This window comes from Streptomyces sp. a15 (genome assembly GCF_059026085.1).
In genome coordinates this window covers 19,651-42,220 of record NZ_JBWLKM010000056.1, presented here as the reverse complement: position 1 = coordinate 42,220, position 22,570 = coordinate 19,651, and the positions used below count along the sequence as shown (strand labels likewise).

Annotated in this window: 26 protein-coding genes and 2 pseudogenes; 7 read left to right on the top strand and 21 right to left on the bottom strand. The window is 71.5% G+C overall.

What is annotated here, in order from left to right; genetic code table 11:
• Window positions 1–187 precede the first annotated feature (187 nt).
• Window positions 188–1,156 (bottom strand): GTPase Era, encoded by a 969-nt coding sequence (gene era / locus AC5P09_RS36890; protein ID WP_266439724.1) that lies wholly within the window; start codon window positions 1,154–1,156, stop codon window positions 188–190.
• Between the two features lie 213 nt (window positions 1,157–1,369).
• Here era and AC5P09_RS36885 point away from each other — a divergent pair, with 213 nt between their 5' ends.
• A complete protein-coding gene (locus AC5P09_RS36885; protein ID WP_266439722.1) occupies window positions 1,370–1,708 on the top strand; it encodes a P-II family nitrogen regulator in 339 nt (112 codons plus the stop codon).
• 26 nt (window positions 1,709–1,734) lie between these two features.
• Here AC5P09_RS36885 and AC5P09_RS36880 read toward each other — a convergent pair whose 3' ends face one another.
• Window positions 1,735–2,217, bottom strand: a complete 483-nt coding sequence (locus tag AC5P09_RS36880; RefSeq protein ID WP_266439721.1) for a hypothetical protein — start codon at window positions 2,215–2,217, stop codon at window positions 1,735–1,737.
• 478 nt (window positions 2,218–2,695) lie between these two features.
• Between AC5P09_RS36880 and AC5P09_RS36875 the strand changes: the two genes are divergently transcribed.
• From AC5P09_RS36875 to AC5P09_RS36865, 3 genes are all read left to right on the top strand, one after another.
• Window positions 2,696–3,355 (top strand): response regulator, encoded by a 660-nt coding sequence (locus AC5P09_RS36875; RefSeq protein WP_493878064.1) that lies wholly within the window; start codon window positions 2,696–2,698, stop codon window positions 3,353–3,355.
• A 108-nt stretch (window positions 3,356–3,463) separates the two neighbouring features.
• Window positions 3,464–5,011 carry a DHA2 family efflux MFS transporter permease subunit gene (locus AC5P09_RS36870; RefSeq protein ID WP_493878063.1) on the top strand — a complete coding sequence of 516 codons (1,548 nt, stop codon included), beginning with the start codon at window positions 3,464–3,466 and terminating at the stop codon, window positions 5,009–5,011.
• Window positions 5,012–5,057: 46 nt separating this feature from the next.
• Window positions 5,058–6,257: an FAD-dependent oxidoreductase gene (locus AC5P09_RS36865; protein ID WP_493878062.1), complete on the top strand. Its 1,200-nt coding sequence runs from the start codon at window positions 5,058–5,060 to the stop codon at window positions 6,255–6,257.
• 10 nt (window positions 6,258–6,267) lie between these two features.
• On the opposite strand, the gene AC5P09_RS36860 is transcribed toward AC5P09_RS36865, so the two are convergent.
• The 13 genes from AC5P09_RS36860 to AC5P09_RS36800 form a co-directional block, all read right to left on the bottom strand.
• Window positions 6,268–6,789 (bottom strand): TetR/AcrR family transcriptional regulator, encoded by a 522-nt coding sequence (locus tag AC5P09_RS36860; protein ID WP_493878061.1) that lies wholly within the window; start codon window positions 6,787–6,789, stop codon window positions 6,268–6,270.
• A 134-nt stretch (window positions 6,790–6,923) separates the two neighbouring features.
• Complete coding sequence (locus tag AC5P09_RS36855; protein WP_493878060.1) at window positions 6,924–8,234, bottom strand: acyltransferase domain-containing protein; 1,311 nt, start codon at window positions 8,232–8,234, stop codon at window positions 6,924–6,926.
• A 13-nt stretch (window positions 8,235–8,247) separates the two neighbouring features.
• Window positions 8,248–9,072: a cyclase family protein gene (locus tag AC5P09_RS36850; RefSeq protein ID WP_493878059.1), complete on the bottom strand. Its 825-nt coding sequence runs from the start codon at window positions 9,070–9,072 to the stop codon at window positions 8,248–8,250.
• A 3-nt stretch (window positions 9,073–9,075) separates the two neighbouring features.
• Window positions 9,076–9,708 carry a methyltransferase family protein gene (locus AC5P09_RS36845; RefSeq protein ID WP_493878058.1) on the bottom strand — a complete coding sequence of 211 codons (633 nt, stop codon included), beginning with the start codon at window positions 9,706–9,708 and terminating at the stop codon, window positions 9,076–9,078.
• A 212-nt stretch (window positions 9,709–9,920) separates the two neighbouring features.
• The gene (locus tag AC5P09_RS36840; protein WP_493878079.1) at window positions 9,921–10,904 is read right to left on the bottom strand and encodes a carbohydrate kinase family protein; all 984 of its coding nucleotides are present in this window, start codon (window positions 10,902–10,904) and stop codon (window positions 9,921–9,923) included.
• A 47-nt stretch (window positions 10,905–10,951) separates the two neighbouring features.
• Entirely contained in the window at window positions 10,952–11,404 is a 453-nt protein-coding gene (locus AC5P09_RS36835) for an SRPBCC family protein (protein WP_493878057.1), read from the bottom strand.
• Between the two features lie 4 nt (window positions 11,405–11,408).
• Complete coding sequence (locus AC5P09_RS36830; RefSeq protein ID WP_493878056.1) at window positions 11,409–11,660, bottom strand: acyl carrier protein; 252 nt, start codon at window positions 11,658–11,660, stop codon at window positions 11,409–11,411.
• Between the two features lie 58 nt (window positions 11,661–11,718).
• Entirely contained in the window at window positions 11,719–12,147 is a 429-nt protein-coding gene (gene acpS, locus AC5P09_RS36825) for a holo-ACP synthase (protein ID WP_493878055.1), read from the bottom strand.
• Window positions 12,126–13,364: a beta-ketoacyl-[acyl-carrier-protein] synthase family protein gene (locus AC5P09_RS36820; RefSeq protein ID WP_493878054.1), complete on the bottom strand. Its 1,239-nt coding sequence runs from the start codon at window positions 13,362–13,364 to the stop codon at window positions 12,126–12,128. Before AC5P09_RS36820 ends, acpS begins: the two co-directional genes overlap by 22 nt.
• The gene (locus AC5P09_RS36815) at window positions 13,361–14,647 is read right to left on the bottom strand and encodes a beta-ketoacyl-[acyl-carrier-protein] synthase family protein (RefSeq protein WP_493878053.1); all 1,287 of its coding nucleotides are present in this window, start codon (window positions 14,645–14,647) and stop codon (window positions 13,361–13,363) included. The genes AC5P09_RS36820 and AC5P09_RS36815 overlap by 4 nt, the downstream gene beginning before the upstream one ends.
• Window positions 14,648–14,649: 2 nt before the next feature.
• Window positions 14,650–15,702, bottom strand: a complete 1,053-nt coding sequence (locus AC5P09_RS36810) for a methyltransferase domain-containing protein (RefSeq protein WP_493878052.1) — start codon at window positions 15,700–15,702, stop codon at window positions 14,650–14,652.
• 9 nt (window positions 15,703–15,711) lie between these two features.
• The gene (locus AC5P09_RS36805) at window positions 15,712–16,746 is read right to left on the bottom strand and encodes a methyltransferase (RefSeq protein ID WP_493878051.1); all 1,035 of its coding nucleotides are present in this window, start codon (window positions 16,744–16,746) and stop codon (window positions 15,712–15,714) included.
• The gene (locus tag AC5P09_RS36800; RefSeq protein ID WP_307674738.1) at window positions 16,743–17,150 is read right to left on the bottom strand and encodes a cupin domain-containing protein; all 408 of its coding nucleotides are present in this window, start codon (window positions 17,148–17,150) and stop codon (window positions 16,743–16,745) included. Before AC5P09_RS36800 ends, AC5P09_RS36805 begins: the two co-directional genes overlap by 4 nt.
• Before the next feature lie 378 nt (window positions 17,151–17,528).
• Between AC5P09_RS36800 and AC5P09_RS36795 the strand changes: the two genes are divergently transcribed.
• Complete coding sequence (locus AC5P09_RS36795; RefSeq protein WP_493878050.1) at window positions 17,529–17,867, top strand: hypothetical protein; 339 nt, start codon at window positions 17,529–17,531, stop codon at window positions 17,865–17,867.
• On the top strand, window positions 17,864–18,448 hold the full coding sequence (locus AC5P09_RS36790; protein WP_493878049.1) for a TetR/AcrR family transcriptional regulator: 585 nt from the start codon (window positions 17,864–17,866) through the stop codon (window positions 18,446–18,448). Before AC5P09_RS36795 ends, AC5P09_RS36790 begins: the two co-directional genes overlap by 4 nt.
• Before the next feature lie 5 nt (window positions 18,449–18,453).
• Here AC5P09_RS36790 and AC5P09_RS36785 read toward each other — a convergent pair whose 3' ends face one another.
• Together AC5P09_RS36785 and AC5P09_RS36780 are read right to left on the bottom strand one after the other, a co-directional pair.
• A complete protein-coding gene (locus AC5P09_RS36785) occupies window positions 18,454–18,807 on the bottom strand; it encodes a cytidine deaminase-like protein (RefSeq protein ID WP_493878048.1) in 354 nt (117 codons plus the stop codon).
• Between the two features lie 28 nt (window positions 18,808–18,835).
• Window positions 18,836–19,008, bottom strand: a pseudogene (locus AC5P09_RS36780) (XRE family transcriptional regulator); the annotation flags it as partial.
• A gap of 21 nt (window positions 19,009–19,029) precedes the next feature.
• Between AC5P09_RS36780 and AC5P09_RS36775 the strand changes: the two are divergent.
• Window positions 19,030–19,345 (top strand): annotated as a pseudogene (locus AC5P09_RS36775) (MFS transporter); the annotation flags it as partial.
• On the opposite strand, the gene AC5P09_RS36770 reads toward AC5P09_RS36775, so the two are convergent.
• The 4 genes from AC5P09_RS36770 to AC5P09_RS36755 are packed head-to-tail and all read right to left on the bottom strand — an operon-like array spanning window position 19,307 to window position 22,538.
• Window positions 19,307–19,666 (bottom strand): MmcQ/YjbR family DNA-binding protein, encoded by a 360-nt coding sequence (locus AC5P09_RS36770; RefSeq protein WP_493878047.1) that lies wholly within the window; start codon window positions 19,664–19,666, stop codon window positions 19,307–19,309. The pseudogene AC5P09_RS36775 and the gene AC5P09_RS36770 sit on opposite strands and share 39 nt — an antisense overlap.
• On the bottom strand, window positions 19,663–20,973 hold the full coding sequence (locus AC5P09_RS36765; protein ID WP_266439680.1) for a hemolysin family protein: 1,311 nt from the start codon (window positions 20,971–20,973) through the stop codon (window positions 19,663–19,665). Before AC5P09_RS36765 ends, AC5P09_RS36770 begins: the two co-directional genes overlap by 4 nt.
• Window positions 20,970–21,467: an rRNA maturation RNase YbeY gene (ybeY, locus tag AC5P09_RS36760; protein ID WP_266439678.1), complete on the bottom strand. Its 498-nt coding sequence runs from the start codon at window positions 21,465–21,467 to the stop codon at window positions 20,970–20,972. The genes AC5P09_RS36765 and ybeY overlap by 4 nt, the downstream gene beginning before the upstream one ends.
• 12 nt (window positions 21,468–21,479) lie before the next feature.
• Window positions 21,480–22,538: a PhoH family protein gene (locus AC5P09_RS36755; protein WP_493878046.1), complete on the bottom strand. Its 1,059-nt coding sequence runs from the start codon at window positions 22,536–22,538 to the stop codon at window positions 21,480–21,482.
• Window positions 22,539–22,570 lie beyond the last annotated feature (32 nt).

The window sequence follows — 22,570 nt, the reverse complement described above, 5'->3', positions numbered from 1 at the left end:
ACCCCCCGGGCAGGACCCACCCCTCGACCCACCGAGACGAACGGCGGGCGGGCAAAGGCCCGGGGTCTGAGGGCGGAGCCCCCAGGGCGGCGGTCACCTCTTGGCCGACCGAGTCGGGTGGTGGGTGGGCAAAGGCCCGGGGGTCCAGGGGGCGGAGCCCCCTGGGGGCGCGCTAAAAGGGGCCGGCTCAGAAGCCGAGTTTGCGTAGTTGCCGAGGGTCCCGTTGCCAGTCCTTGGCGACCTTGACATGGAGGTCGAGGAACACCGGCGTACCCAGCAGCGCCTCGATCTGCTTGCGCGACTTGATGCCGACCTCCTTCAACCGCTTGCCCTTGGGACCGATGATGATCCCCTTCTGACTGGGCCGCTCGATGTACACGAACGCGTGGATGTCGAGGAGGGGCCTGTCGGCGGGACGGTCCTCGCGCGGGAGCATCTCCTCCACCACCACGGCGATGGAGTGGGGAAGCTCGTCCCGCACACCTTCCAGCGCGGCCTCACGGATCAACTCCGCGATCATGACCTGCTCGGGCTCGTCGGTGAGATCACCCTCGGGGTAGAGGGCCGGGCCCTCCGGCAGAAGCGGGACGATCAGATCGGCCAGCAGACCCACCTGCGTGTCCGCGACCGCCGACACCGGCACGATCTCCGCCCACTCGAACCCCAGCTCCCGCCCGAGCTGGTCGATCGCGATGAGCTGCTCGGCCAGCGTCTTGCCGTCGACGAGGTCGGTCTTCGTGACGATCGCGATCTTCGGCGTCTTCTTGATGGCCGCCAGTTCCTTGGCGATGAAGCGGTCACCGGGACCGAGCTTCTCGTTCGCCGGCAGACAGAAGCCGATCACGTCGACCTCGGCCCAGGTCGTACGGACGATGTCGTTCAGCCGCTCGCCCAGCAGCGTGCGCGGCTTGTGCAGCCCGGGGGTGTCCACCAGGATCAGCTGGGCGTCGGGCCGGTGCACGATCCCCCGTACCGTGTGCCGCGTCGTCTGCGGCTGGTTGGCGGTGATCGCCACCTTCTGCCCGACCAGAGCGTTCGTGAGGGTGGACTTGCCCGCGTTGGGGCGGCCCACGAAACAGGCGAAGCCCGCGCGGTGGGCGGCCTCCGACGATTCCGACGGCTCGGATGACTGGCTGCGAACGCTCATGCGGCCCATTCTCCCTGATCCACAGAGCCCCGCCGCACAAGCGTCCGCCCGCACTCATCACCGCCGGACTCCGCACCGTCGGCCGCGCGCGAGCGAGGAGCGGGAGCAGACCGGTCCGGACCTTACGGTGCCTGCCGAGACCGCATACGATCACGGCGTCCCGGGCCACGCCGCCCCGGTCACCGCCTCCGTCCCCTCCGCCCGGAAGGTCAAGTCCCAGGCATGAAGCTCATCACCGCGATCGTCAAGCCGTACCGCCTCGACGAGGTCAAGACCGCCCTCCTGGAGCTCGGCGTGCACGGTCTGACCGTGACCGAGGCCAGTGGCTACGGCCGTCAGCGCGGCCACACCGAGGTGTACCGCGGCGCCGAGTACCAGATCGACCTGGTCCCCAAGGTGCGCATCGAGGTCGTCGTCGAGGACGCGGACTCGGACGCCGTGATCGACGCGATCGTCAAGGCGGCGCAGACGGGGAAGATCGGCGACGGGAAGGTGTGGGCCCTCCCGGTGGAGACCGTCGTACGGGTACGGACGGGCGAGCGCGGCCCCGACGCACTGTAGGCAGCGGGGCCGCGTTCGCGCGCGGCTCAGTCGAACACGAACGGACCCGGCGACTGCGGGCCGGCCGCCGTGCAGGTGATGGTGATCCCGAGGACCGTCATCTGGAGGGAACCGCCGAAGGCCTCCAAGGTGTCGCCGGAGGCCACGGTGCCGTCGAGCGGGCCGACCGTGACGGGGTCGCCGGCCGCCATGGCCGGGTTCTTCGTGCCGGTGAAGGCGGTGGTGCCGCCCGCGGTGTTCACCAGGGTGAGGGTGGAGCTGATCGAGTCCTGCCCGAGGGCGATCGGCGCGGTGATCGCCGAGGACGTGACGGTGACGGTGGCGGCGGTGCCGTCCTGCGTCGCCGTCAGGGTGGCCTCGCCGCCGCCGAAGGTGCCGCAGTCGGCGGTGATGGTGGCGGTGTCCGGGGTGACGGCCACGGCCGTGGGTGCGAGGGCGAGGCCGGTGAGCGCGAGGGCTCCGACCAGGACTGCCGCACCTGTTCCTGTGCGCTTGCGCTTGCCTCTCATGGGGTCCGGCTCCCTTTCCGTAATCTCCACGAATCTGACGGGCCATCAGAACTACTGGTTTCATTGATGCGCAGGGGACTGATGACGGCAAGAGCGATATTCGGCCGGTCACGCCCGCACTGCTACAAACAGTGCACGTTAAGTATTTTCGGCGCATCGACAAATTGACGGCGGACCGAACAAACAGAGCGGAACAATAAAGTCCGGATTCGCGTCTCCCGGCGAGAACTGCCAGGTCGTAGGGGAATTTCCGCGCCCGCACGGCCGACCTGCGGAACAGCGGATAAACGTCCGTCGTTACGGTCGGGATGATCCTCCCAATTCTGACCGAAACGAACCAGCGAGTACGTGTAGCATCGACTGACAGCGGCCCACTAATTCACCGGCGAAGGAAGTCGGGCCATCAACGGGGGCACCACCGCTGCACCCGCGCACTCTCTTCACGCACGCGAATGTTTGACGCGAACGAAGGGATCGCATGTCATCGATTCGAGTCCTGCTCGTGGACAGCGAGCGCCTAGTGGCCGAAGGGTTCCGGAAGTTACTGGAGGGCTTCTCCGAGTTCTCCGTGGTTTCCGTCGCCCGCGACGGGATGTCGGCCTTGCAGGAGGTACGCCGGGAGCGGCCGCATGTCGTCGTCATGGGCCTGTGTCCCGCCGGGTCCGACGGGGCGCAGGTCGCCCGGGCGATCCGCCGGGACTTCCAGCACGTACGGATCGTCGTCCTCGCCACCAACCAGCAACCGGTCTACATGCGCGAGGCGTTCGCCGCCGGCGCCAACGCCTACCTCTCCCGGAACATCGGCGCGGACGAGCTGCGCGACACGCTGCTCACCGTGCACCGCGAGGGCGCCGCACTGTCCACCGTCGCGGCCGGCCAGGTCCTGGAGCTTCTGTCCGGGCGTCCGGCGGACGGCGGTTCACCGCTGTCCCAGCTCACCGAGCGCGAGCGGCAGATCCTGTTCCTGGTGGCCGACGAGCAGGCCACACACCGCATAGCCAAGCGTCTGGGCATCAGCCCGAAGACGGTCCGCAACTACCTCAGCCGTATCTACGCCAAGCTCGGCACCCAGAACCGCGTGCAGACAGCGCTGTACGCCAAGCGCTCCCTGGATCCGCAACCGGTCACCGAGCTCTGACCCGTCCCACCTGCCGTGTTGGCGCGCCTGGCCTTCTCCTGAGCAAATACGATACGCTTCTCGTAGCGTATTTGAATGGTTCGCATATGAACGACCGGAGGAGGGGGCATGGCGCCCAACCGGTGGTGGACGCTGACAGTGGTGTCCGTGGGCAGCTTCATGCTGCTGCTCGACGTCACGATCGTGAACATCGCACTGCCCGACATCGAGGAGGCCCTGGACGCCACACTCACGGACCTGCAATGGGTGGTCGCGGCCTACGCCGTGGCGCTGTCCGCCGCCCTGCTCACCGCCGGCTCCCTCGCCGACCGGTTCGGCCGGCGGGCCGTCTTCTCCTGGGGCATGGGGATCTTCACGCTCGCCTCCCTGCTCTGCGGCATCGCACAGGACCCGCTCACGCTCATCGCGGCCAGGGTGCTGCAAGGGGTGGGCGGCGCCGCCCTGCTGGCGACCTCGCTGGCACTGCTCGCCGCGGCGTACCCCGACCACCGCGACCGGCATGTGGCCCTCGCGGTCTGGGGTGCCGTCAGCGGTGCCGCGCTCGCCGTGGGGCCGCTCGCGGGCGGTGTCCTGGTCGAGGCCGCCGGCTGGCGGTGGATCTTCCTGGTCAACCTGCCCGTGGGCGTCCTCGCCCTGCTCGCCACCGCGCTGCGCGTCGCCGAGTCCCGGGCCGAGAGCGCCGGGCGAATCGACTGGCCCGGCTTCCTCACCTTCGGCACCGCACTGGGCGCCCTGTCGTTCGCCCTGCTGCGCGCCAACGAGGAGGGCTGGAGCAGCACCCAGGTGGTGAGCGGCTTCGTGCTGTCCGCCGTATCGCTGGCCGCGTTCGTCCTGGTCGAGCGCGCCCGGCGCGACCCCATGCTCCCCGGCGCCCTGTTCCGGAAGCTCACCACCACGGGTGCCGCCGTCGGCGTACTGGCGATGAGTTCCACGGCGTTCGCGCTGCTGCTGTATCTGACGCTGTATCTGCAGACGGTCCTCGGTCACGAACCGCTGGCGGCCGGGCTACGACTGCTGCCGCTGACCCTCTCCATCTTCGCGGCCTCGGCGATCGCGGCCCGGGTGGGCACGGTGCTGCCGGCCCGCTGGCTGGTCTCCGCGGGACTCGCCTGCATCGGTGCCGGCCTGCTGCTCATGGGCGGGCTCGACGCGTCCGACGACTGGACCGCCCTGCTCGCCGGGCAGTTGGTCACCGGCCTCGGCGTCGGCCTGGTCAACCCGAACGTGGTCGCCGCCGCGATGGGCGCGGTGGAACCGGCCCGGGTCGGGGTCGCCTCCGGGCTGAGCAACACCTGCCGGTCGCTGGGCATCGCCGTCGGCATCGCCTCCCTGGGTGCGGTCTTCGCCGACCGGGTGCGCGACGCGGTGCACGAGGCGCTCGCGGGCACCCCGCTCCAGGAACGGGCGGGCGAGCTGGGCCATGCCGTCTCCTCCGGGCAGATCGGTCCCGCCCTCGCGGAACTCCCGCCGCAGCAGCGGGGGATCTTCACCGACGCGGCGCACTCCGCGTTCGTCGACGGGCTGAACTCGATCCTGACCATGGCGGCGGTGGTGGCCTTCGTGGGCGCGCTCGCCGTGATCCCGCTCATTCGCAGCCGCGACCTCGCCACGACCGCGCCCGACGGCGAGCCCCTGCCGATCGCGGCCGGACACTGACCGGTGCCCGCCCGCACCCGATCCGCACCCACCCCAGGAGCGATCCATGAAGACCGAGACCGCCCAGTGCTGTGTGGTCGGCGGCGGCCCCGCCGGCATGATGGCCGGACTGCTGCTCGCCCGGCAGGGCGTGCGGGTGACCGTCCTCGAGAAACACGGCGACTTCCTGCGGGACTTCCGTGGTGACACCGTCCACCCGTCGACCCTCCAGGTCATCGACGAACTCGGGCTGCTGGACGAGTTCCTGCGGATCCCGCACACCAAGGTCACCGACATCACCGTGCGGACCCCCGCCGGACCCACCACGTTCGCCGACTTCTCCAAGATCCGCGGCCGCTTCCCGTACATCGCCTTCATGCCGCAGTGGGACGTCCTCGACTTCCTGGCCCGCAAGGCCGGCGAACTGCCCGGCTTCACCCTGATGCAGAAGGCCGAGGCGACCACTGTGATCCGGGAGGGCGACCAAGTGCGCGGGGTCCGCGCGGACACCCCGGAGGGCCCGCTGGAGATCCGCGCCGACCTCGTGATCGCCGCCGACGGCCGCCATTCGGCCATGCGCAAGGCCGCCGGGCTCACCGTGTCCGCCAGTGCGGCCCCCATGGACGTGCTGTGGTTCCGGCTCGCCCGCGAACCCGGGGAGACCATGAGCTTCCTGCACACCGGGGCGGGCTTCGTGCTGATCACCATCGACCGCGGCGCCTACTGGCAGGTCGCGTACGTCATTCCGCAGGGCCAGTACGACGCCGTACGCGCCGAGGGCCTGGGCCGCCTCCGGGCCGACGTCTCCTCCGTGCACCCGCCCTTCGCCGGGCGCGTCGAGCGGGAGATCCACGACTGGGACGACGTGAAGCTGCTCGGCGTCCGGGTCGACCGGCTGCGCACCTGGCACCGGCCCGGCCTGCTGTGCGTCGGAGACGCCGCGCACGCCATGTCACCGGCCGGCGGGGTCGGCATCAACCTCGCCGTGCAGGACGCGGTGGCCGCCGCCCGGATGCTCGGACCGGTGCTGCGCACGGGACGTACGCCGACACCGCAGGAGCTGCGCCGAGTACAGCGGCGGCGTGAACTTCCGGTGCGGGCCGTGCAGTTGGCGCAGGTGCACATGCTGGCGGACCTGTATCCGAAGGACCGGCGGTCGGTGGTGGAGCGGCCGTTCGCGGCACGGCTGGTGCGGCGCTTCCCGTTCCTGAACCGGTGGACGGCCCAGTTCATCGGGGTGGGACTGCGGCCGGAGCACGTGTCCTGAGTCCGAGGTCTCAGGCGGCCCGGATCGCCGGCCAGATCGTGTCGACCACCGACTCCGCCCAGTCGGCGGGCGGCGGCGCGCCCTGAACGGCGAACCGGGCGATGAAGGAGCCGGCCAGCATGCTGACGACCGTCTCGTAGTCGGCGTCCGCCCTCAGCTCGCCGGCCTCCACCCCGGACTGAAGGGTCCTGAAGATGACCTCCAGGCGGGGCCCGAGGATGGTCTCGCGGAAGACCTGGGTGAATTCCGGGTCCTCGTCGCCGTGCAGCAGGGCGACCAGGGCCCGGAGCCCGACGACCTCTTCGAGACCGTACCGAAATTGCTTGAGCAAATATACGAGCCGCTCACGCACCGGAAGTCCGGGGGACGGTTCCGGGATGTCCTCGACGAAAGCGAGCGAGGACCGAAGAAGTTCATAACGGTTCTTGTACCGGCGGTAGATGGTCGTCTTCGCGGAACCCGAATACTGGGCCACCGCCTCCACCGTGACACCCTGCGGGCCGCGTTCCCGCAGCAGGGCGAGAGCGGCCATATTGATTCCTCTGGACACTTCCGCACTGCGGGGGCGGCCCGGAGCGGACCGGGCGATATCTTCTTCAACCATTGCGCCCAGTATAGGGACGGCTCCCGGGCGTTTCGTGGCGGCTCAGGGTGGCTCGGAGACCGTTATACGGCGGAACGGGACCCCGGGTAGACGCGGTTCCAGCTCACCGGCACCCCCGCCGTGTGCAGTCGCCCCAGCGCCATGAGCATGGGGGCCGTGCCGTCGGTGCTCCGGCCGAGCGAGGCCAGCCACATGCGTTCCTCGCCGGGCAGGCAACGCGCCCCGAGCCCGGCCAGCGCCCGGCCCGGGCCGACCTCCACGTGGGCGCGTACGCCGAGTTCGTCGAGGGCGCGGACCGCGTCCAGGAACCGCACCGGGCCGCGCAGGTGGCGGCACCAGTGCTCGGGGGCGAGCGGGCCGGTGACCCCGGTGCCGGTGACCGTGGAGGCGAAGGGGATGCGCGGCGGCCGCGTGGGGATCGTGGCGGCCACGGCGCGCAGTTCGGCGAGCGCCGGTTCCTGGAGCGGTGAGTGCAGGCCCGACGACACCGGCAGGCTGCTGGTCCGTATGCCGGAGGCCGTGAGCCGGTCCACGATCCGGGCCAGCGCCGTGGCCCGGCCCGACAGGGACACCTCGCCCGGGGAGATGACCGCCGCGAGGCCCACCGACGGCTCGGTGTCCGCGAGGAGTTGGAGCGCGGCCTCCTCCCCCAGGGCGACCACCGCCATCGCGCCGTCGGTGACCCGCTCGGCCAGCGTGACCTGCGCGCCGAGCAGCCGCACCGCGTCCTCCGGGGCGAGGATCCCCGCCCAGCAGGCGGCGGCGTACTCGCCCGAGCTGAAGCCGAGCACCGCCGCGGGTTCGATGCCCCAGCTGCGCCACAGCTCGGCGAGGGCGATGCCGACGCAGAACGTGCCGAGGGCCGCGTGGGCGAGCCGGTACACCACGGACGGCCCGGCGCCCGGGTCGAGCAGCTCCTGGAGGGGGACGGCGACGAAGGGCCGGGCGGCCTCCGCACACCGGTCGAAGGCGTCCCTGAACACCGGTTCCGTGCGGTGGAGGCCCTGGGCCATGCCGGCGTACTGCGCTCCCTGGCCGCTGAAGAGGAAGGCGACCGGCGGCCGACGGGCCGGGTCGGCGTGTCCCGCGAAGACCTCCCGGACCGGCTCGCCCGCCAGGTGGGCACCGATCCGGTCGGCCATCTCGTCCGCCGTACGGCCCACCACGCCGAGCCGGTGGCCGGAATGCGGCCCTCCGGCGGCCCTGGAGCACAGCGGGGCGGGGGAGGCGTCGCCGAGCGTGGCGAGGTGGGCGGCGGTGTCGCGGGCGGTGGTGGTCAGGGCGTCCGGGGTGGAGGCGGAGAGGGTGAGCAGGTGGGTGGTGCGGGAGGGGTTGGGGACGGAGGGGTTGGGGTCGGAGGGGTCGTAAGCCATGGTGGGAGGCCCTTCACCTGGGGGCGGGGTCTGTGGGCCCCGTGCGCGCCACCGCCCTGCACCAGGCCGCGCCCGCGTCGGCGAGGGCGATCGGGAACGCCATGAACGTGAACGGGCCGTCGGGGAGGGTCCGCAGCCTGGCCAGGCCCTCGATCTGGATGAACTCCCGTCGCCTGCCGTGCAGATGGGTGGGCCACAGGGCACCGGAGTCGCCCGTGGCGAAGAAGTCCTCGACCATCCGGCGGGCCGGCCCGTCGAAGCTCCAGCAGTCCGTGCCGAGCACCTTGACGCCGAGGTCCAGGAGGAGGTCGACGGCCTCGGGAGTGATCGCCGTGGACTCGGTGTAGTACGCCGGGGTGCCTAGCCGCAGATCGGAGTCGGTGCGGAACAGCGTCACCCAGCCGGGTCCGACCTCCGGACCGGCCGTGCGCAGCGCCTCCTTGACGTCGGCCGCCGTCACCCGGCCGCCGCAGCCGCGTACGTCGAGGACGACGCCGGGGCCGTGGAACCACTCCAGGGGCAGGTCCATGACCTTCTTCGCGGGGCGTCCCTCGCACTCCGGGCCGTAGTGGAAGGGGGCGTCGACGTGGGTGCCCTGGTGGACGGACATCCGGTAGAACTCGTTCGACATGAAGCAGCCGTCGGGCAGGTCCTGTTCGCGCAGGCGGCGGCTGCCGGTGAGCCAGCGCAGGTGGTTGAGGAAACGGTCCCGGCGGCTGTCACCGGGCAACGCCCTGATCCTGCGGGAGAGGTGGCGGATGCCGTCCCGGTGGAGCCACTGCTCGAACTCGACGCCGGGGGCGCGGCGGCTGACGGGGATGCTCAGATCGACGAACACGGGCTACTCCTTGGTCGGTCCCGGCTGCTGCTCTCCGGTCGGTCCCGGCTGCTGCTCCTCGGTCGGTCGCGGCTGCTGCTCTTCGCGTGCGTTCCGCTGCCGGCGGACGGCCCGGCGCCGTCCCGTGCCCGCCCTCGTGCCGGGTATCCACGCGGGCACGGCGCGCCGGTAGGCGGCGTACTCGGCACCGAAGGTCTCGGACAGTCCCGGCTCCTCGATCCGGCGGGCGGTCGTCCAGGAGACGGCCAGTACGAGCGCGGCCCACAGGGCGATGACCGGCGCGGACCACAGCAGGGTCTCGGCGGCCAGCACGAGGGTCATCCCGGCGGCCATGGGGTTCCTGATCACGCCGTACCAGCCGGAGCGCACGAGGTGTTCGGGCGGCCGGTCGCCGAGGAGCGTGGGCTGGCGCAGATAGACGCGGTCCACGGCGTCCACGGTCATCCAGGCGCCCAGCAGGACGAGGAGGACCCCGATCGGCAGCGACAGCGCGCGGGGCAGGGGCAGTTGCGGGCGGGGCAGCCACAACCCCAGCACCGTGGGCACGATCCCGGCGACGGTCACGGGGATCAGGAGCGGACCGGGGCGTATACGGCGACGGCGGTTCACGGGCTCGTCGCCGTGTACGCGGTTCACGGAATCCTCACTGTGGCCCTTGTACACAGGGCCGTCCGCGCACACTGGGCTCGCGGGGCCTTGCCCGCGTACCGGGTTCACGGAGCCCTCCACGTGCACTGGGTTCACAGGCCCATACCCGCACCCCTGATTCACGGCCTCCTCGCCGCGGCCCCTGTTCACAGGCCCCTCCGCACGCACCGGGCTCACAGGCACATGTCCGCGCCGGCGCTTCACAGAAGCCTCCGCGCCGACGGCGCGCACACCGTGGCCAGCGCCGGCACCTCGGCCAGCATCGACATCACTCGCTCGCCGTAGGCCTCCCGAACCCGCCCCGCCACCGCCCGCGCGCCCGGCGCATACGTCTGCGTGCCGATCGACTCCAGGGCGAAGGACGCGAGGGCGCAGCCCAGCCGGGCCGCCGCCTCGACCGGTACGCCGAGCGCGAGGGCGGCGAGCATGCCCGCCCGCAGCGCGTCTCCCGCCCCCGTGGGGTCGGTCACCGCGACGCCCGGCACGGCGGGCACGACGACGCTTTCGTGGCCGGCACGTTGCAGGCGTACGCCGCCCGCGCCGAGCGTGGTCACCCAGGTGCCGACCCGGTCCAGGACGCTCGCGGCGTCCCAGCCGGTGCACTCCTGGAGCAGCCCGGCCTCGTACTCGTTGGTGAACAGCCAGCGGGCCTCCCCCAGCAGGAACCGGACGTCCGCCCGGTCCATGCGGGCGAGCTGCTGGGAGGGGTCGGCGACGAACGGCAGTCCGGCGCCGCGGCACTCCTCGGTGTGCCGCAGCATCGCCGCCGGGTCGTTCGGCGACACCACGACCAGGCCGAGCTCCCCGACGCGTTGGCGCACGTCCCGCAGGGCGATGGTGTACGCAGCCCGCATCGCGCCCGCGTGGAACGTGGCGATCTGGTTGTGGTCCGCGTCGGTCGTGCACACGAACCGTGCCGTGTGCTCGCCCGGCACGACCAGTACGGAGTCGGTGTCGACGCCGTGCTGCTTGAGCCACACCTGGTAGTCGGGGAAGTCGGCCCCGGCCGCGCCGACCAGCACCGGGGCCATCCCGAGCCGCCCGAGGCCGTACGCGATGTTGGCCGCGACGCCGCCACGCCGTATCTCCAGTCGGTCGCAGAGGAACGACAGGGAGACGCTGTGCAGGTGGTCGGCGACGAGCTGCTCGGCGAAACGGCCCGGGAAGGACATGAGGTGGTCCATCGCGATGGACCCGGTGACGGCGATGCGCGCCGCGGACGGGCGTCGGGTCACGGCCCCACGGCCCCCGACTCGATCTTCTTCTTGATCCCGGCCTGGTTCTGCCGCGTGTGGGTGTTCATCCGCTCCAGGACGGTCGCGAGCGGGACGTCTAACTTCTCGTCGAGTTCGAAGTCCTGGATCCAGGTCATCCGCGTCCCCTCGGGGACCACCTGGTAGCTCCACCGCAGGTGCATGTAGCCGAACGGGTAGAGGGGGTCGCGGCGTTCGGCGACCACGACGAGCTCGCGGTGGTCCATGATCCGCCAGGAGCGCCAGCTGGCCCCCTCCTCGTTGGTCAGCTCGAACACGATCTCCGTCCAGCGGCCCTCGCGTTCCTCGGAGAGGACCTTGGCGTCGCTGTACTCGTCGAAGATCTCCGACCAGCGGGCGATGTCGTTGGTGACGTCGAAGACGAGCCGGGCGTCGGCGCCGATCACGATGCTGTTCTCGATCCGCGGCATCCCGTCACCCCCGCGCGCCGGTGCCGACGGACAGCAGCCGCCCGACGCATGCCACCAGGTCGCCCACCGTGGTGAACCCGCCCTCGGCATCGGCGTCGATACCGATCCCGAAGTGCTGTTCCAGGGCGACGACGATCTCCACCAGCTCGGTCGAGTCGATGTCGAGGTCCTCGGCCAGCCGTCGGCCGTCCTCCAGTTCGGCCCCGTCGAATCCGACGCCGCGCATGACGGCGACCACCTGCTCTCGTACGTCCATTGCTTCCCTCTCCTGGTTCGTGTGTTTTCTGTGGTTCTTGTGGTTCCTGTGGTTTCGTCTAGACGGCGAGGGCGATCGCCACCGCGAGCCCCGCCTCGTGCGTGATGCTCAGGTGCAGTCCGGTGAACGAGGCCCGCCGGAACGCCTCCTCGGCCCGCCCGGACACCCGCGGCACCGGCTGCCCGGACACCGCGCGGCCGATCTCGATGTCCAGCCAGCCGCAGCCCCGGCCGTGCTCGCCGAGCGTCTTGCGGACGGCCTCCTTGGCCGCGATCCGGCCGGCGAGGCGGTACGCCCGGTGGCGTGGCGAGCCGCCCTCGCACAGGGCCTGTTCGGCGGGCGTGAACAGCCGGTCGTACAGGGGCTGTCCGCGGCGTTCGAGCATCGCCCGCAGCCGTTGTACGTCCACGATGTCGATGCCGATTCCGCGGACCGCCGCGGGGGCGTCCCGGAGGGCTTCCGCGATCAACGCCTCAGCAGCAGACACGCGTTCACACCCCCAAGACCTCGGGACACGACCAGCGTGTGCTCCCACTCCGGGACCGGCCGTCCCTCGCCGCGCACGAGGTCCAGGTCGATGCCCGGCGCCTGGCGGTCGAGGTTCACCGTGGGCGGGACCGAGCCCGCCGCCATGGCGCGCAGGGCGAGGGCCGCGTCGGCCGGGGCCGCCGCGCCGAGCAGGTGGCCGAAGCCGGACTTGGGTGCGGTGACCGGGAGTTGGGCCGCGTCCTTGCCGAACGCCTCGTGCAGTGCGTAGCCCTCCGTCACGTCCTCGAAGGGGATGCCGGAGCCGTGCGCGAAGACCGCGCCCAGGTCGCCGCCGGTGATCCCGGCGCGCTCGGTGGCGGTGCGCATGGCGCGGCCCAGCACCTGGCCGGTGGGTTCGACGGTGTAGTACGGCAGGTAGCCGTCGGTGCTGACGCCCCAGCCGGCGAGTTCGCCGAGGATGCGGGCGCCGCGCCGCTCGGCGTGCTCGCGCCGCTCCAGCACCAGGAACACCGAGCCCTCGGCGAAGACGCTGCCGCCGTGCCCGGCGTCGAAGGGCCGGTACAGCTGGTGCGGGGCGAGGGAGCCGCGGGCCTTGGCGACGAGCCCGCTGGTCTCCAGGCACAGCCAGCCGTACGGCGACAGCGGCGCCTCCACGCCGCCCGCGAGGACGACGTCGGCCCGGTCGCGCAGCAGGGTCTCGGCGCCGCCGATCAGCGCGTAGGCGCCGCTGGCCCGGTCGGCGACGAAGGTGCGGGCCGGGCCCTTGATGCCCTGGTCGATGCAGATGTTGCCCTGCGGGGCCGCCGGGAACCAGGCGGTGGCCTGGTACGGGCTGACCGCGCGCGGTCCGTCGGTCCACAGCTTGCGCAGCTCGCGCTCGGCGAACTCCCAGCCGCCGAGGATGTTGCCCACCATGACGCCGGTGCGCTCGGGCGCCACGTCGGTGCCGACCGTGACCCCGGCGTCCGCGAGGGCGCGGCGGACGCTGTGCACGGCGAGGTGGGTGAAGCGGTCGGTGCGCTTGACGAAGCGGGAGGGCAGTTCGGCCTCGGCGTCGAAGTCGGCCTGGCCGGCGACGGGGCAGGCGTAGTCGCCGGCGTCGAAGCGGTCGATGGCGGCCAGGTGCGAGGTGCCCTCGCGGGCGCTGTTCCACAGGGGTTCGAGGCCGTCGCCCGCCGGGGTGACGGCTCCGGCACCGGTGATGACGATGCTCATGACCGGCCCCCGTCCCGCACGGCCCGGAGGACCATCGCCGCATGGAGCCCGGCGAAGCCGCTGGCGTCCTTGAGGATGACCTCGCCGTCCCAGGGACGGCCGGTGCCCGGCACGTAGTCGAGGTCGCAGGTGGGGTCGGGGGTCTCGTAGTTGGCGGTGGGGTGCACGAAGGAGTGGCGGCTCGCCAGGGCGCACAGCACGATCTCCATGGCGCTGGCGGCGGCCAGGGCGTGGCCGAGCATGGACTTCGCGGAGTTCACCGGGATCTCGTGGGCGCGCTCGCCGAGCGCCAGTTTGAGCGCGCTGGTCTCGCAGGTGTCGTTCTGCCGGGTCGAGCTGCCGTGCGAACTGACGTGGTCGATCGCGCCGGGCGCGACCCCGGACGCCTCGACGGCCTGGCTCATGGCCCGGGTCAGGTCCTCGCCGTCGGACAGCAGGTCGGTCATGTGGATGGCGTTGGAGGTGTGCGAGAAGCCGCTGATCTCGAGGTAGGCGGTGGCGCCGCGGCGTAGCGCGTGCTCCTTCTCCTCCAGTACGACGACACCGCAGCCCTCGCCGAGCACGAAGCCGTCCCGGTCCGCGTCGTAGGGGCGGGAGGCGGCCTCGGGGTGGTCCCGATGGGCGCGGGAGAGGCAGTTGATGATCTCGAAGGAGGCCACGGTCACCGGGGTGATGGGGGCCTCGCTGGCGCCGGCGATCATGACGTCCGCGTCGCCGTGGGCGATCGTCTCGAAGGCGTGGCCGACCGCGTCGATGCCGCCGATGCAGCCGGTGGACAGGGTGACGCAGGGCCCCTGGGCACCGAGCAGGGCCGACAGGACGGTCCCGGGCGTGTTCGACATGGACGCGAGATACAGGTCGCGGCCCGCCTTCGCCGGGTCGATGGGCTTTCGGCCCTCGTCCGTGACGGCGAGGAACTCCTCCTCCATCTTGGGTGTGCCGCAGATCGCCGTGGAGAGCGAGATGCCGGTGCGTTCCGCGTCGTAGCCGCCCGCGTCGAGGCCCGCGTCCCGTACGGCCTGCAAGGCCGCCGCGACCGCGAACTGCACATAGCGGTCCAGCCGTTGGACCTCCGGGGGAAGTGAGGGTATCTGATCCTCGAATCCGGGAACCTCGGCTATCGCGTCGGAGGCGAATTCGAAGGACGTGAAGAGCGTGGAACTCGTGATGTCGGAAAGGGATTTCGTGACGCTCTTTCCTGCCGAGACCGTGTCCCAGAAAGCGTCTTTCCCGATTCCCGCCGGGCTGATCACGCCGAGCCCGGTGACGACCACTTCTCGCATGGTTACCGCCTTTCTCCTGTCTGGGCCGTCACCAGCCCGCGCGTTACGCATTCCTTCGCCGTCACTCCGGCTTCTTCCATGAGGGCGCGGTATTCTTCCGCCGCCATTACGGCCCCGTCCGCGGTGTTCACCCGGAGGCTGAGCCCGAGCATCGGCCGGCTCAGCGCGGGCCGCCCCGGCTCCGGCCGCATCACATCCGCCAGCAGCAAGCTGCCCCCTGGGCGCAGCAGCCGGGCGCACTCCCCGACCAGCCGGGCCGTGGCCGAGGGCCCCGCGAAGCGGCCGGCGTGCGCCAGCACCACGGTGTCGAAGCCGGCGTCGGCGAAGGGCGGGGCGGCGAAGTCGGCGGACACGAACCGGAACCTGTCGGCCACCCCGAACTCCGCCGCCCTCGCCCGGGCGGAGCCGAGCAGCACCGGATCGTCGTGCGCGGTCACCTCGGCGAGCGGATCGGCGGCGGCCAGGGCGATGCCCCACTCGCCGCCCCCGCAGGCCAGGTCCAGCACCCGGCCCGTCCGGCCCGCCCCGCGCAGCCCCAGCGCCTCGACCGCCGCGAAGGCGACCCGTACGGCGATCGGGAAGCCGCCGCCGAACAGTCCCGGGTGCCGGCCGCGCGAGGCCGGTGCGCCGAGGTCCCCGGAGCGTTCGCCGGAGCGGACGACCGAGGTCAGCGCGGTCCAGCGGTCCCACTGGCCGAGCACCTCGGCGAAGTGGTCGCCCAGGTAGGCCGGTTCGCCCTCGACGAGGTAGGCACGGGACAGCTCGGTCGGTTCCTGCCCGTCCTCGGTGAGCAGCCCGAACTCCGTGAGGACGGCCAGCAGGTCGCCCAGCGCCCGGGAGTCGCAGCCGAGGGCCGCCGCGAGGTCCCCGGCGGTGCGCGGGCCCCGGGCCAGTTCGGTGAAGACGCCCAGGTCCAAGGCCGTACCGAGCGCTCTGGCCCGGGCGAAGCCGAAGTTCAGGGCCAGGAGCGGAGCGGGGTCGGGGGCGGTCGTGTAGCGGGCGAGGGCCGCGGCAGGGGAAGCGGGGGGCGCGGCCGGCGCCGAGGTGTCCGTCATCGTGGCGTCCTACTTGGTGGCCGTGAGCAGGCCGGAGAGCAGGGACACCGTGCGGGTCCCGGTCTCCCGGAACCCGGCGTCCTCCACCCAGGCGCGGATCTCGTCCACGTCGCGGACCTCGCCCTCCTCGGTGTTGACCAGGAGGATCAGCCCGAACATCGACGGGAAGAGCCCGGTGGCCAGGGCGGGCATGTGGGAGTGCACCAACAGGAGCCCGTCGTCGGGGAGATGGGCGTGGATGCGCTTCACCAGGTGCGCGGCGCGCTCGGGGCCGTAGCCGTCGAGCACGTGGGACAGGAGGACCGCGTCGGTCTCGGGCCAGGGGTCCTCCATGATGTCGGCGGGCCGGACCTCGATCCGGTCCGCCAGACCGGCCTCCCGCACGTTGGCGCGGGCCAGGTCGGTCACCGCTGGGTAGTCGAGGGCGGTGACCTTCAGCTCCGGGTGGTGCGTGGCCAGGGCGATCGAGTAGTCGCCCGAGCCGCAGCCCAGGTCGACAACGCGGCGCACACCGGTCAGCGGGGCCGCGGCGGCCAGCTTGCCCGCCTGAAGACGCGAGCTGACCCGCATGGCCTGGATGAGCCGCCCGGTGCCCTCACGGCCCTCGCCGGCCGCGGCGCCCTGGTCGCGGTAGCCCTGCTTCAGGACGCGCTGGTTGAGCGAGGTGTTGGTGCGTACGGCCTCGTCGAGGCGGGAGAAGTTCCCGAAGTGGGTGTTCTGGTGCGCGGCGAACCCGCCCATGTACTCGGGCCGCCCGGCGACCAGGTAGCGGCTCGCCTCGTCGGAGTTGCGGTACGTCCCGCTCTCGGTCCGCACCAGGTCGAGGCCCTTGAGCGCGACCAGGAGGGCACGGGCGGGACGTTCCTCCAGCTCCAGCCCGCGGGCCAGTTCGGCCAGGGTGCGCGGGCGCTCCTCCAGCGCCTCGAAGACGCCGAGGTCGAGCGCCGTGAACACGGCCTTGGACTGGAGGTAGGCGGTCAGGATGGAGTGGACCCGGGACGAGGCCCCGTCGGCGGAGGCCTGCGCGGCCTGAGGGCTGGTCACTTGCTCTCCAGGAGGTTGGTGTACTCGGGCATCTGCGTGTACTCGTAGGGGTCCTCGGAGAGGAACACGTTGCGCACCGGCGGCCGCTCGCACGGGGCGACCACGAGGAACCGGCACGTCTGCCCGGGCCCGGTGACGAAACCGTGCGGCTCGCCCCGGGGTATGAAGATGGCCTCGCCCGGCCCGACCTCCTCGGTGCGGCCCTGGTCGGGCAGCACGAGCCCCATGGAGCCTTCGAGCACATAGATCTCGTGCTCCCACTCGTGGAAGTGGGGCGGGGTGGAACCATTGGGCGACACCTCGAACTCGGTGAGCACGAAGCGGTCCGCGCCGTCCGGGGTGTCGATCAGTTTCCGGTGCGTCGTTTCCTTCGCTCCCGGCTCCCTTACGATTTCCGCCTTCACGTCGGTTCGGTGCACGCGTTTCATCGGCCGCCTTTCGCTCGCCGGTACCCGGAAGCTGTGATCCGGAATCTCGTTCGGAAAGCGACTCTAGGGCGGTCATGCGAAACACCTCTACGGGCACCCGTCACCGCACATCCGTGACAATCACCCAGCACCGACCGGGACATACGCCCACCCGGCCGGGACACCCACCCACGCCGCACACCGACCGGAACTTTGCCGGAATTCGACTGTGGCCGACATGTGGAAGCCGTAATTCTGAATCCGTGAACAAGGACCGAATTCTCAGCGCGGCCCGTCAGTAACTCTGCCGAAACGGCTTCGAAGGGACGACACTGCGCGCGGTGGCGCACCGGGCGGGGGTGGGACGCACGGCTGGTGAGCTACTACTTCGCGGGCAAGGAGCAGCTGTGCACCGAGGCCGTCCGGCTGCCCTGGGACTCCCCCTCCGCCGGCCGCGCGGCGCTCGCCGCCGCGCTCACGCACCGGCCCTCGGCCGCGCGGCTGAGCGACGCCCTCGGGTCCGCGCTCGGCGAGATGTGCCGGACGGCGGGGGCGCGGGACCCGGAGCTCGGGGCGGCGACGACGGCGAGCGTCCTGCTGGGCCTGGCGCTGCTCTCCTGCGCCGGGGTCCCCTCGCTGGATCCGCCCGGGCCCGGGACGGCCGCGGCGGTGTCGGAGTACATCGGATTCCTGCTGGAGGAGACGCCGTCATGAGTCGTGGCAGCAAGGGCCGGCGCCCGGGCACCGGCAGTGCCCGGGCGGAGATACTCGACGCGGCCCGGACCGCCTTCGCCGAACACGGCTACGAGGGCACGACCCTGCGGGCCATCGCCTGCGCCGCGGGGGTCGACGCCTCCCTCATCCACCACTTCTTCGGCCCGAAGGAGGACGTCTTCCTGGCCGCGATCGGCCCGGCGCCGCGCCTCACCCCGCCCCCACCGGGCGCTCCTGGTGAAGCCGGGGAGCGGATCCTGCGGTCCTGCCTCGACCAGTGGGAGTCCCCGGAGCACCGCGCCCCCGTCCTGGCGATCCTCCGCTCCACGGTCTCGCACGCCCAAGCGGCCGCGCGGCTACGGCACTTCGTCGCCGCCGAGCTCCACGGCGCCCTCGCCCGGACCCGCTCCGGCCCCGACCCGGCGGTCCGGGCCACCCTGGTGGGGTCCCAGCTGATCGGCCTGATGGTGGCACGGCACGTGGTCCCGATGGAGCCCCTGGCCTCGGCCGACCGGGACACGGTGGTGCGGCTGCTCGCGCCGGCACTCGGGCGGTGTCTGAACACGCCCCCGGGCCGGTGACGAGATCAGCCCGCGGAAACCCGCACCCGCACAGCCCCGTCCGGCCCCGCCACCAGCACCGGCGTCTCGGGCCCGCCCAGATCCCGTACGGCCGCCCGGTCCTCGGGCGCCGCGGACTCCGCGTCCGTCACCACCGCGGCCGCCTCCAGGGACTTGGCGCCCGAGGCCACCGCCATCGCCACCGCCGTCTGCAACGCGCTGAGCTTCAGCGAGTCGAGGTCGACGGTCCCGGCGACATACGTCCGCCCGGTGTCGTCGCGTACGGCCGCCCCCTCGGGCACGCCGTTGCGGGCCCGCGCCGAACGGGCCAGGGTGACGATCTTGCGGTCCTCGGGGTCGAGCGCGCTGCTGTCGGTCATGAGGCGAGCATACGTAGCACCGCCACGGCTACCCCGCCACGGGGTACATCGCCCCGCGCCGCCCCTCCGGCGAGGCCGGCCACTCCGGCTTGCCCGCGGTGTTCGCCTCTCCAGCGGGGTGTGCAGGACGACCGTCAGACCGGGCCGGGCGTGCACCTTCATCGCCGTGGACTCCACGCACACCGCTCCCACAGCGCGGTGAACTCCGGGCTCGCCACGTGCATGTGTCACCTGGGCGCGATCATCTCCTACGGCCTCACCGTCATCTCCGGCGTCCCCGACGGGGCAACAGAGCCTGGCCACCGGCCTGGTCACCTCCACCCAGCAGGGGGGCATCATGATCGGCCTCCCGCTCCTCGGCGTACTCGCCACGACGTCGGGCGCCCTGATGTCCGGCGTCCACACGGTGCCGGCACTCGACGCGGCGATCGTGCCGACCGCGGCGGGGCTGGTGGCGACGGAGCTGGTGGCGACGGGGCTTCGGGTCCGCCGGGGCGGCTCAGGGGCGGTCGAGGCGGAGGCGGTCGGCGCGCGGTAGACGGGCCGCCACCAGGTCGTACGAGTCCTCGACGAGCTCCCGGACCAGCCGGTCCGGGAGGCCGCCGTCGACGGTGACCGTGTTCCAGTGCCGCTTGTTCATGTGGTAGCCGGGGATGACGAGCCCCGGGTACTCGCCGCGCAGGCGGATCGCGTCCTCCGGGTCGCACTTCAGGTTCACCGTGAGGGGCCGCGCGTCGAGGTTCGTCAGGGCGAACAGCTTGCCCTGCACCTTGAAGACGGACGTCTCCGGGTTGAACGGGAAGTCCTCCACGGCCGCGTTGAAGGACAGGCAGAACGCGCGCAGCTCCTGCGGGGTCACTCCGCCTTCGCCTCCTCGTCCGCGGGGGCCCCGACCGGGTCCACCGGCTCCACCAGCACCGTCACGATCTTGTTCCGGCGGCCCGCCGCGGCCTCCGCCGTCAGCCGCAGCTCGCGCCCGTCGGGAAGGTCGACCACGGCCGACGCCCCGGCGATCGGGACCCGGCCCAGCGCCTTGGCCAGCAGCCCGCCGACGGTCTCCACGTCCTCGTCGTCGTACTCCTCCAGGCCGTACAGCTCGCCCAGGTCGGTGATGTCGAGGCGGGCGGTGACCCGGTGCCGGTCGTCGCCCAGGTCCTCCACGGGCGGCAGTTCGCGGTCGTACTCGTCGGTGATCTCGCCGACGATCTCCTCGAGGATGTCCTCGATGGTGACGATGCCGGCCGTGCCGCCGTACTCGTCGATGACGACGGCCACGTGGTTGCGGTCCTGCTGCATCTCCCGCAGCAGGTCACCGGCGTTCTTGGTGTCCGGCACGAAGGCGGCCGGCCGCATGGCCGTGGACACCAGCTCGCTCTCCGCGTCCCGGCTGATGTGCGTCTTGCGGACCAGGTCCTTCAGATACACGATCCCGACGATGTCGTCCTCGCTCTCCCCGGAGACGGGAATCCGCGAGAACCCGGACCGGAGCGCCAGGGTCAGCGCCTGACGGATCGTCTTGTAGCGCTCGATGACGACGAGGTCGGTCCTCGGGACCATGACCTCCCGCACGAGCGTGTCGCCCAGCTCGAAGACCGAGTGCACCATACGGCGCTCCTCGTCCTCGATCAGCGACTCCTTCTCGGCGAGGTCGACCAGCGCCCGCAGCTCCGCCTCGGAGGCGAAGGGGCCACGGCGGAAACCCTTGCCTGGGGTGAGCGCGTTGCCGATGAGGATCAGCAGCGACGGGATCGGGCCCATGATCCGGGCGAGCGGCACCAGGATGTACGCCGCTGCCGTGGCCGTGTTGAGCGGATGCTGGCGGCCGATGGTCCTCGGGGAGACCCCGACGGCTACGTACGACACCAGGACCATCACCCCGATCGCGACGAGGAGCGCCTCGGTGGTTCCGGCGAACTCCTGCAGACAGGCGTAGGTGATGAGGGCGGCGGCCGCCATCTCGCAGGCGACGCGCACCAGCAGCGCCACGTTCAGATAGCGGGTCGGGTCGGCGGCGACCTGGGCAAGCTTCACGCTGCCCCGGCGGCCGGTCCGTACGGCCTCCTCGGCCCGGAAACTGGAGACCCGCGCGAGGCCCGCCTCCGCGCAGGCGGCGAGCCAGGCGACGACCACCAGGGCGATCGCGCCGGAGACGAGCGTCGCGCTCATGAGACAGTCGGGGCCGGGGACGGACCGGTCAGGCCCTTCTCCGCACGCCAGCCGTCCACGATGGCCGCCTGCAGACCGAACATCTCGGCCTTCTCGTCGGCCTCCTCGTGGTCGTAACCGAGGAGGTGCAGCACTCCATGGACGGTGAGGAGCTGGAGCTCCTCGTCCATGGAGTGCTGCGTGTCCGCGTCCTTGCCCTGCTTCTCGGCGACCTCGGGACACAGCACGATGTCACCGAGCAGCCCCTGCGGGGGCTCGTCGTCGTCCTTCGACGGCGGACGCAGCTCGTCCATGGGGAAGGACATGACATCGGTCGGCCCCGGCAGGTCCATCCACTGGATGTGGAGCTGCTCCATGGCGTCGGCGTCCACGGCGATCACCGAGAGCTCGGAGAGCGGGTGGATGCGCATCCGCGCGAGCGCGTAGCGGGCGATGTCGAGGATCGCCTGCTCGTCGACCTCGGTTCCGGACTCGTTGTTGACGTCGATCGACATGGTCGTGCTGGTCTACTTCCGCTTGTTACGGGCGCCCTTGTGGGTGCCGTTCTCCGTACCGTTCTCGCTGTCGTACTTCTCGTACGCGTCGACGATACGGCCGACCAGCTTGTGCCGTACGACATCGTGGGACGTGAGCCGCGAGAAGTGGACGTCGTCGAGACCCTCCAGGATCTCCTGGACCTGCCGCAGACCGGACTTCGTCCCGGTCGGGAGGTCCACCTGCGTCACGTCACCCGTGACCACGACCTTCGAGTCGAAGCCGAGGCGGGTGAGGAACATCTTCATCTGCTCGGCGCTGGTGTTCTGGGCCTCGTCCAGGATGATGAAAGCATCATTAAGGGTTCTACCGCGCATGTATGCCAGCGGCGCTACCTCGATCGTCCCCGCCGCCATCAGCCGCGGAATCGAGTCCGGGTCCAGCATGTCGTGCAGGGCGTCGTAGAGCGGGCGCAGGTACGGGTCGATCTTCTCGTACAGCGTGCCGGGCAGGAAGCCCAGCCGCTCCCCCGCCTCGACCGCGGGCCGGGTCAGGATGATGCGGTTGACCTGCTTGGACTGGAGGGCCTGCACCGCCTTGGCCATGGCGAGGTAGGTCTTGCCGGTACCGGCGGGGCCGATGCCGAAGACGATCGTGTGCTTGTCGATCGCGTCGACGTACCGCTTCTGGTTGAGGGTCTTGGGGCGGATGGTGCGGCCGCGCGAGGAGAGAATGTTCTGCGTGAGCACTTCGGCCGGGGTCTCCTGGCCGTCGCTCTCGCCGTTCTCAGTCGCTCTCAGCATGGCGATCGAGCGTTCCACTGCGTCCTCCGTCATCGGCTGTCCGGTGCGGAGCACCAGCATCATCTCGTCGAACATGCGCTGGATGAGGGCGACTTCGGCGGCGTCGCCGACCGCGCTGATCTCGTTGCCCCGGACGTGGATGTCGGCCGCCGGGAAGGCCCTCTCGATGACACGCAGAAGGGCGTCGCCGGAACCCAGCACGGTCACCATGGGGTGCTGGGCGGGGACGGTGAACTGTGCTCTCGCCTGTCCCTGCGCGAGGGTGTGAGCTGTGGGTGTCTGAGTCATGGGCCGGCGCTGTAGGCCTGCGGTTCCTCCTC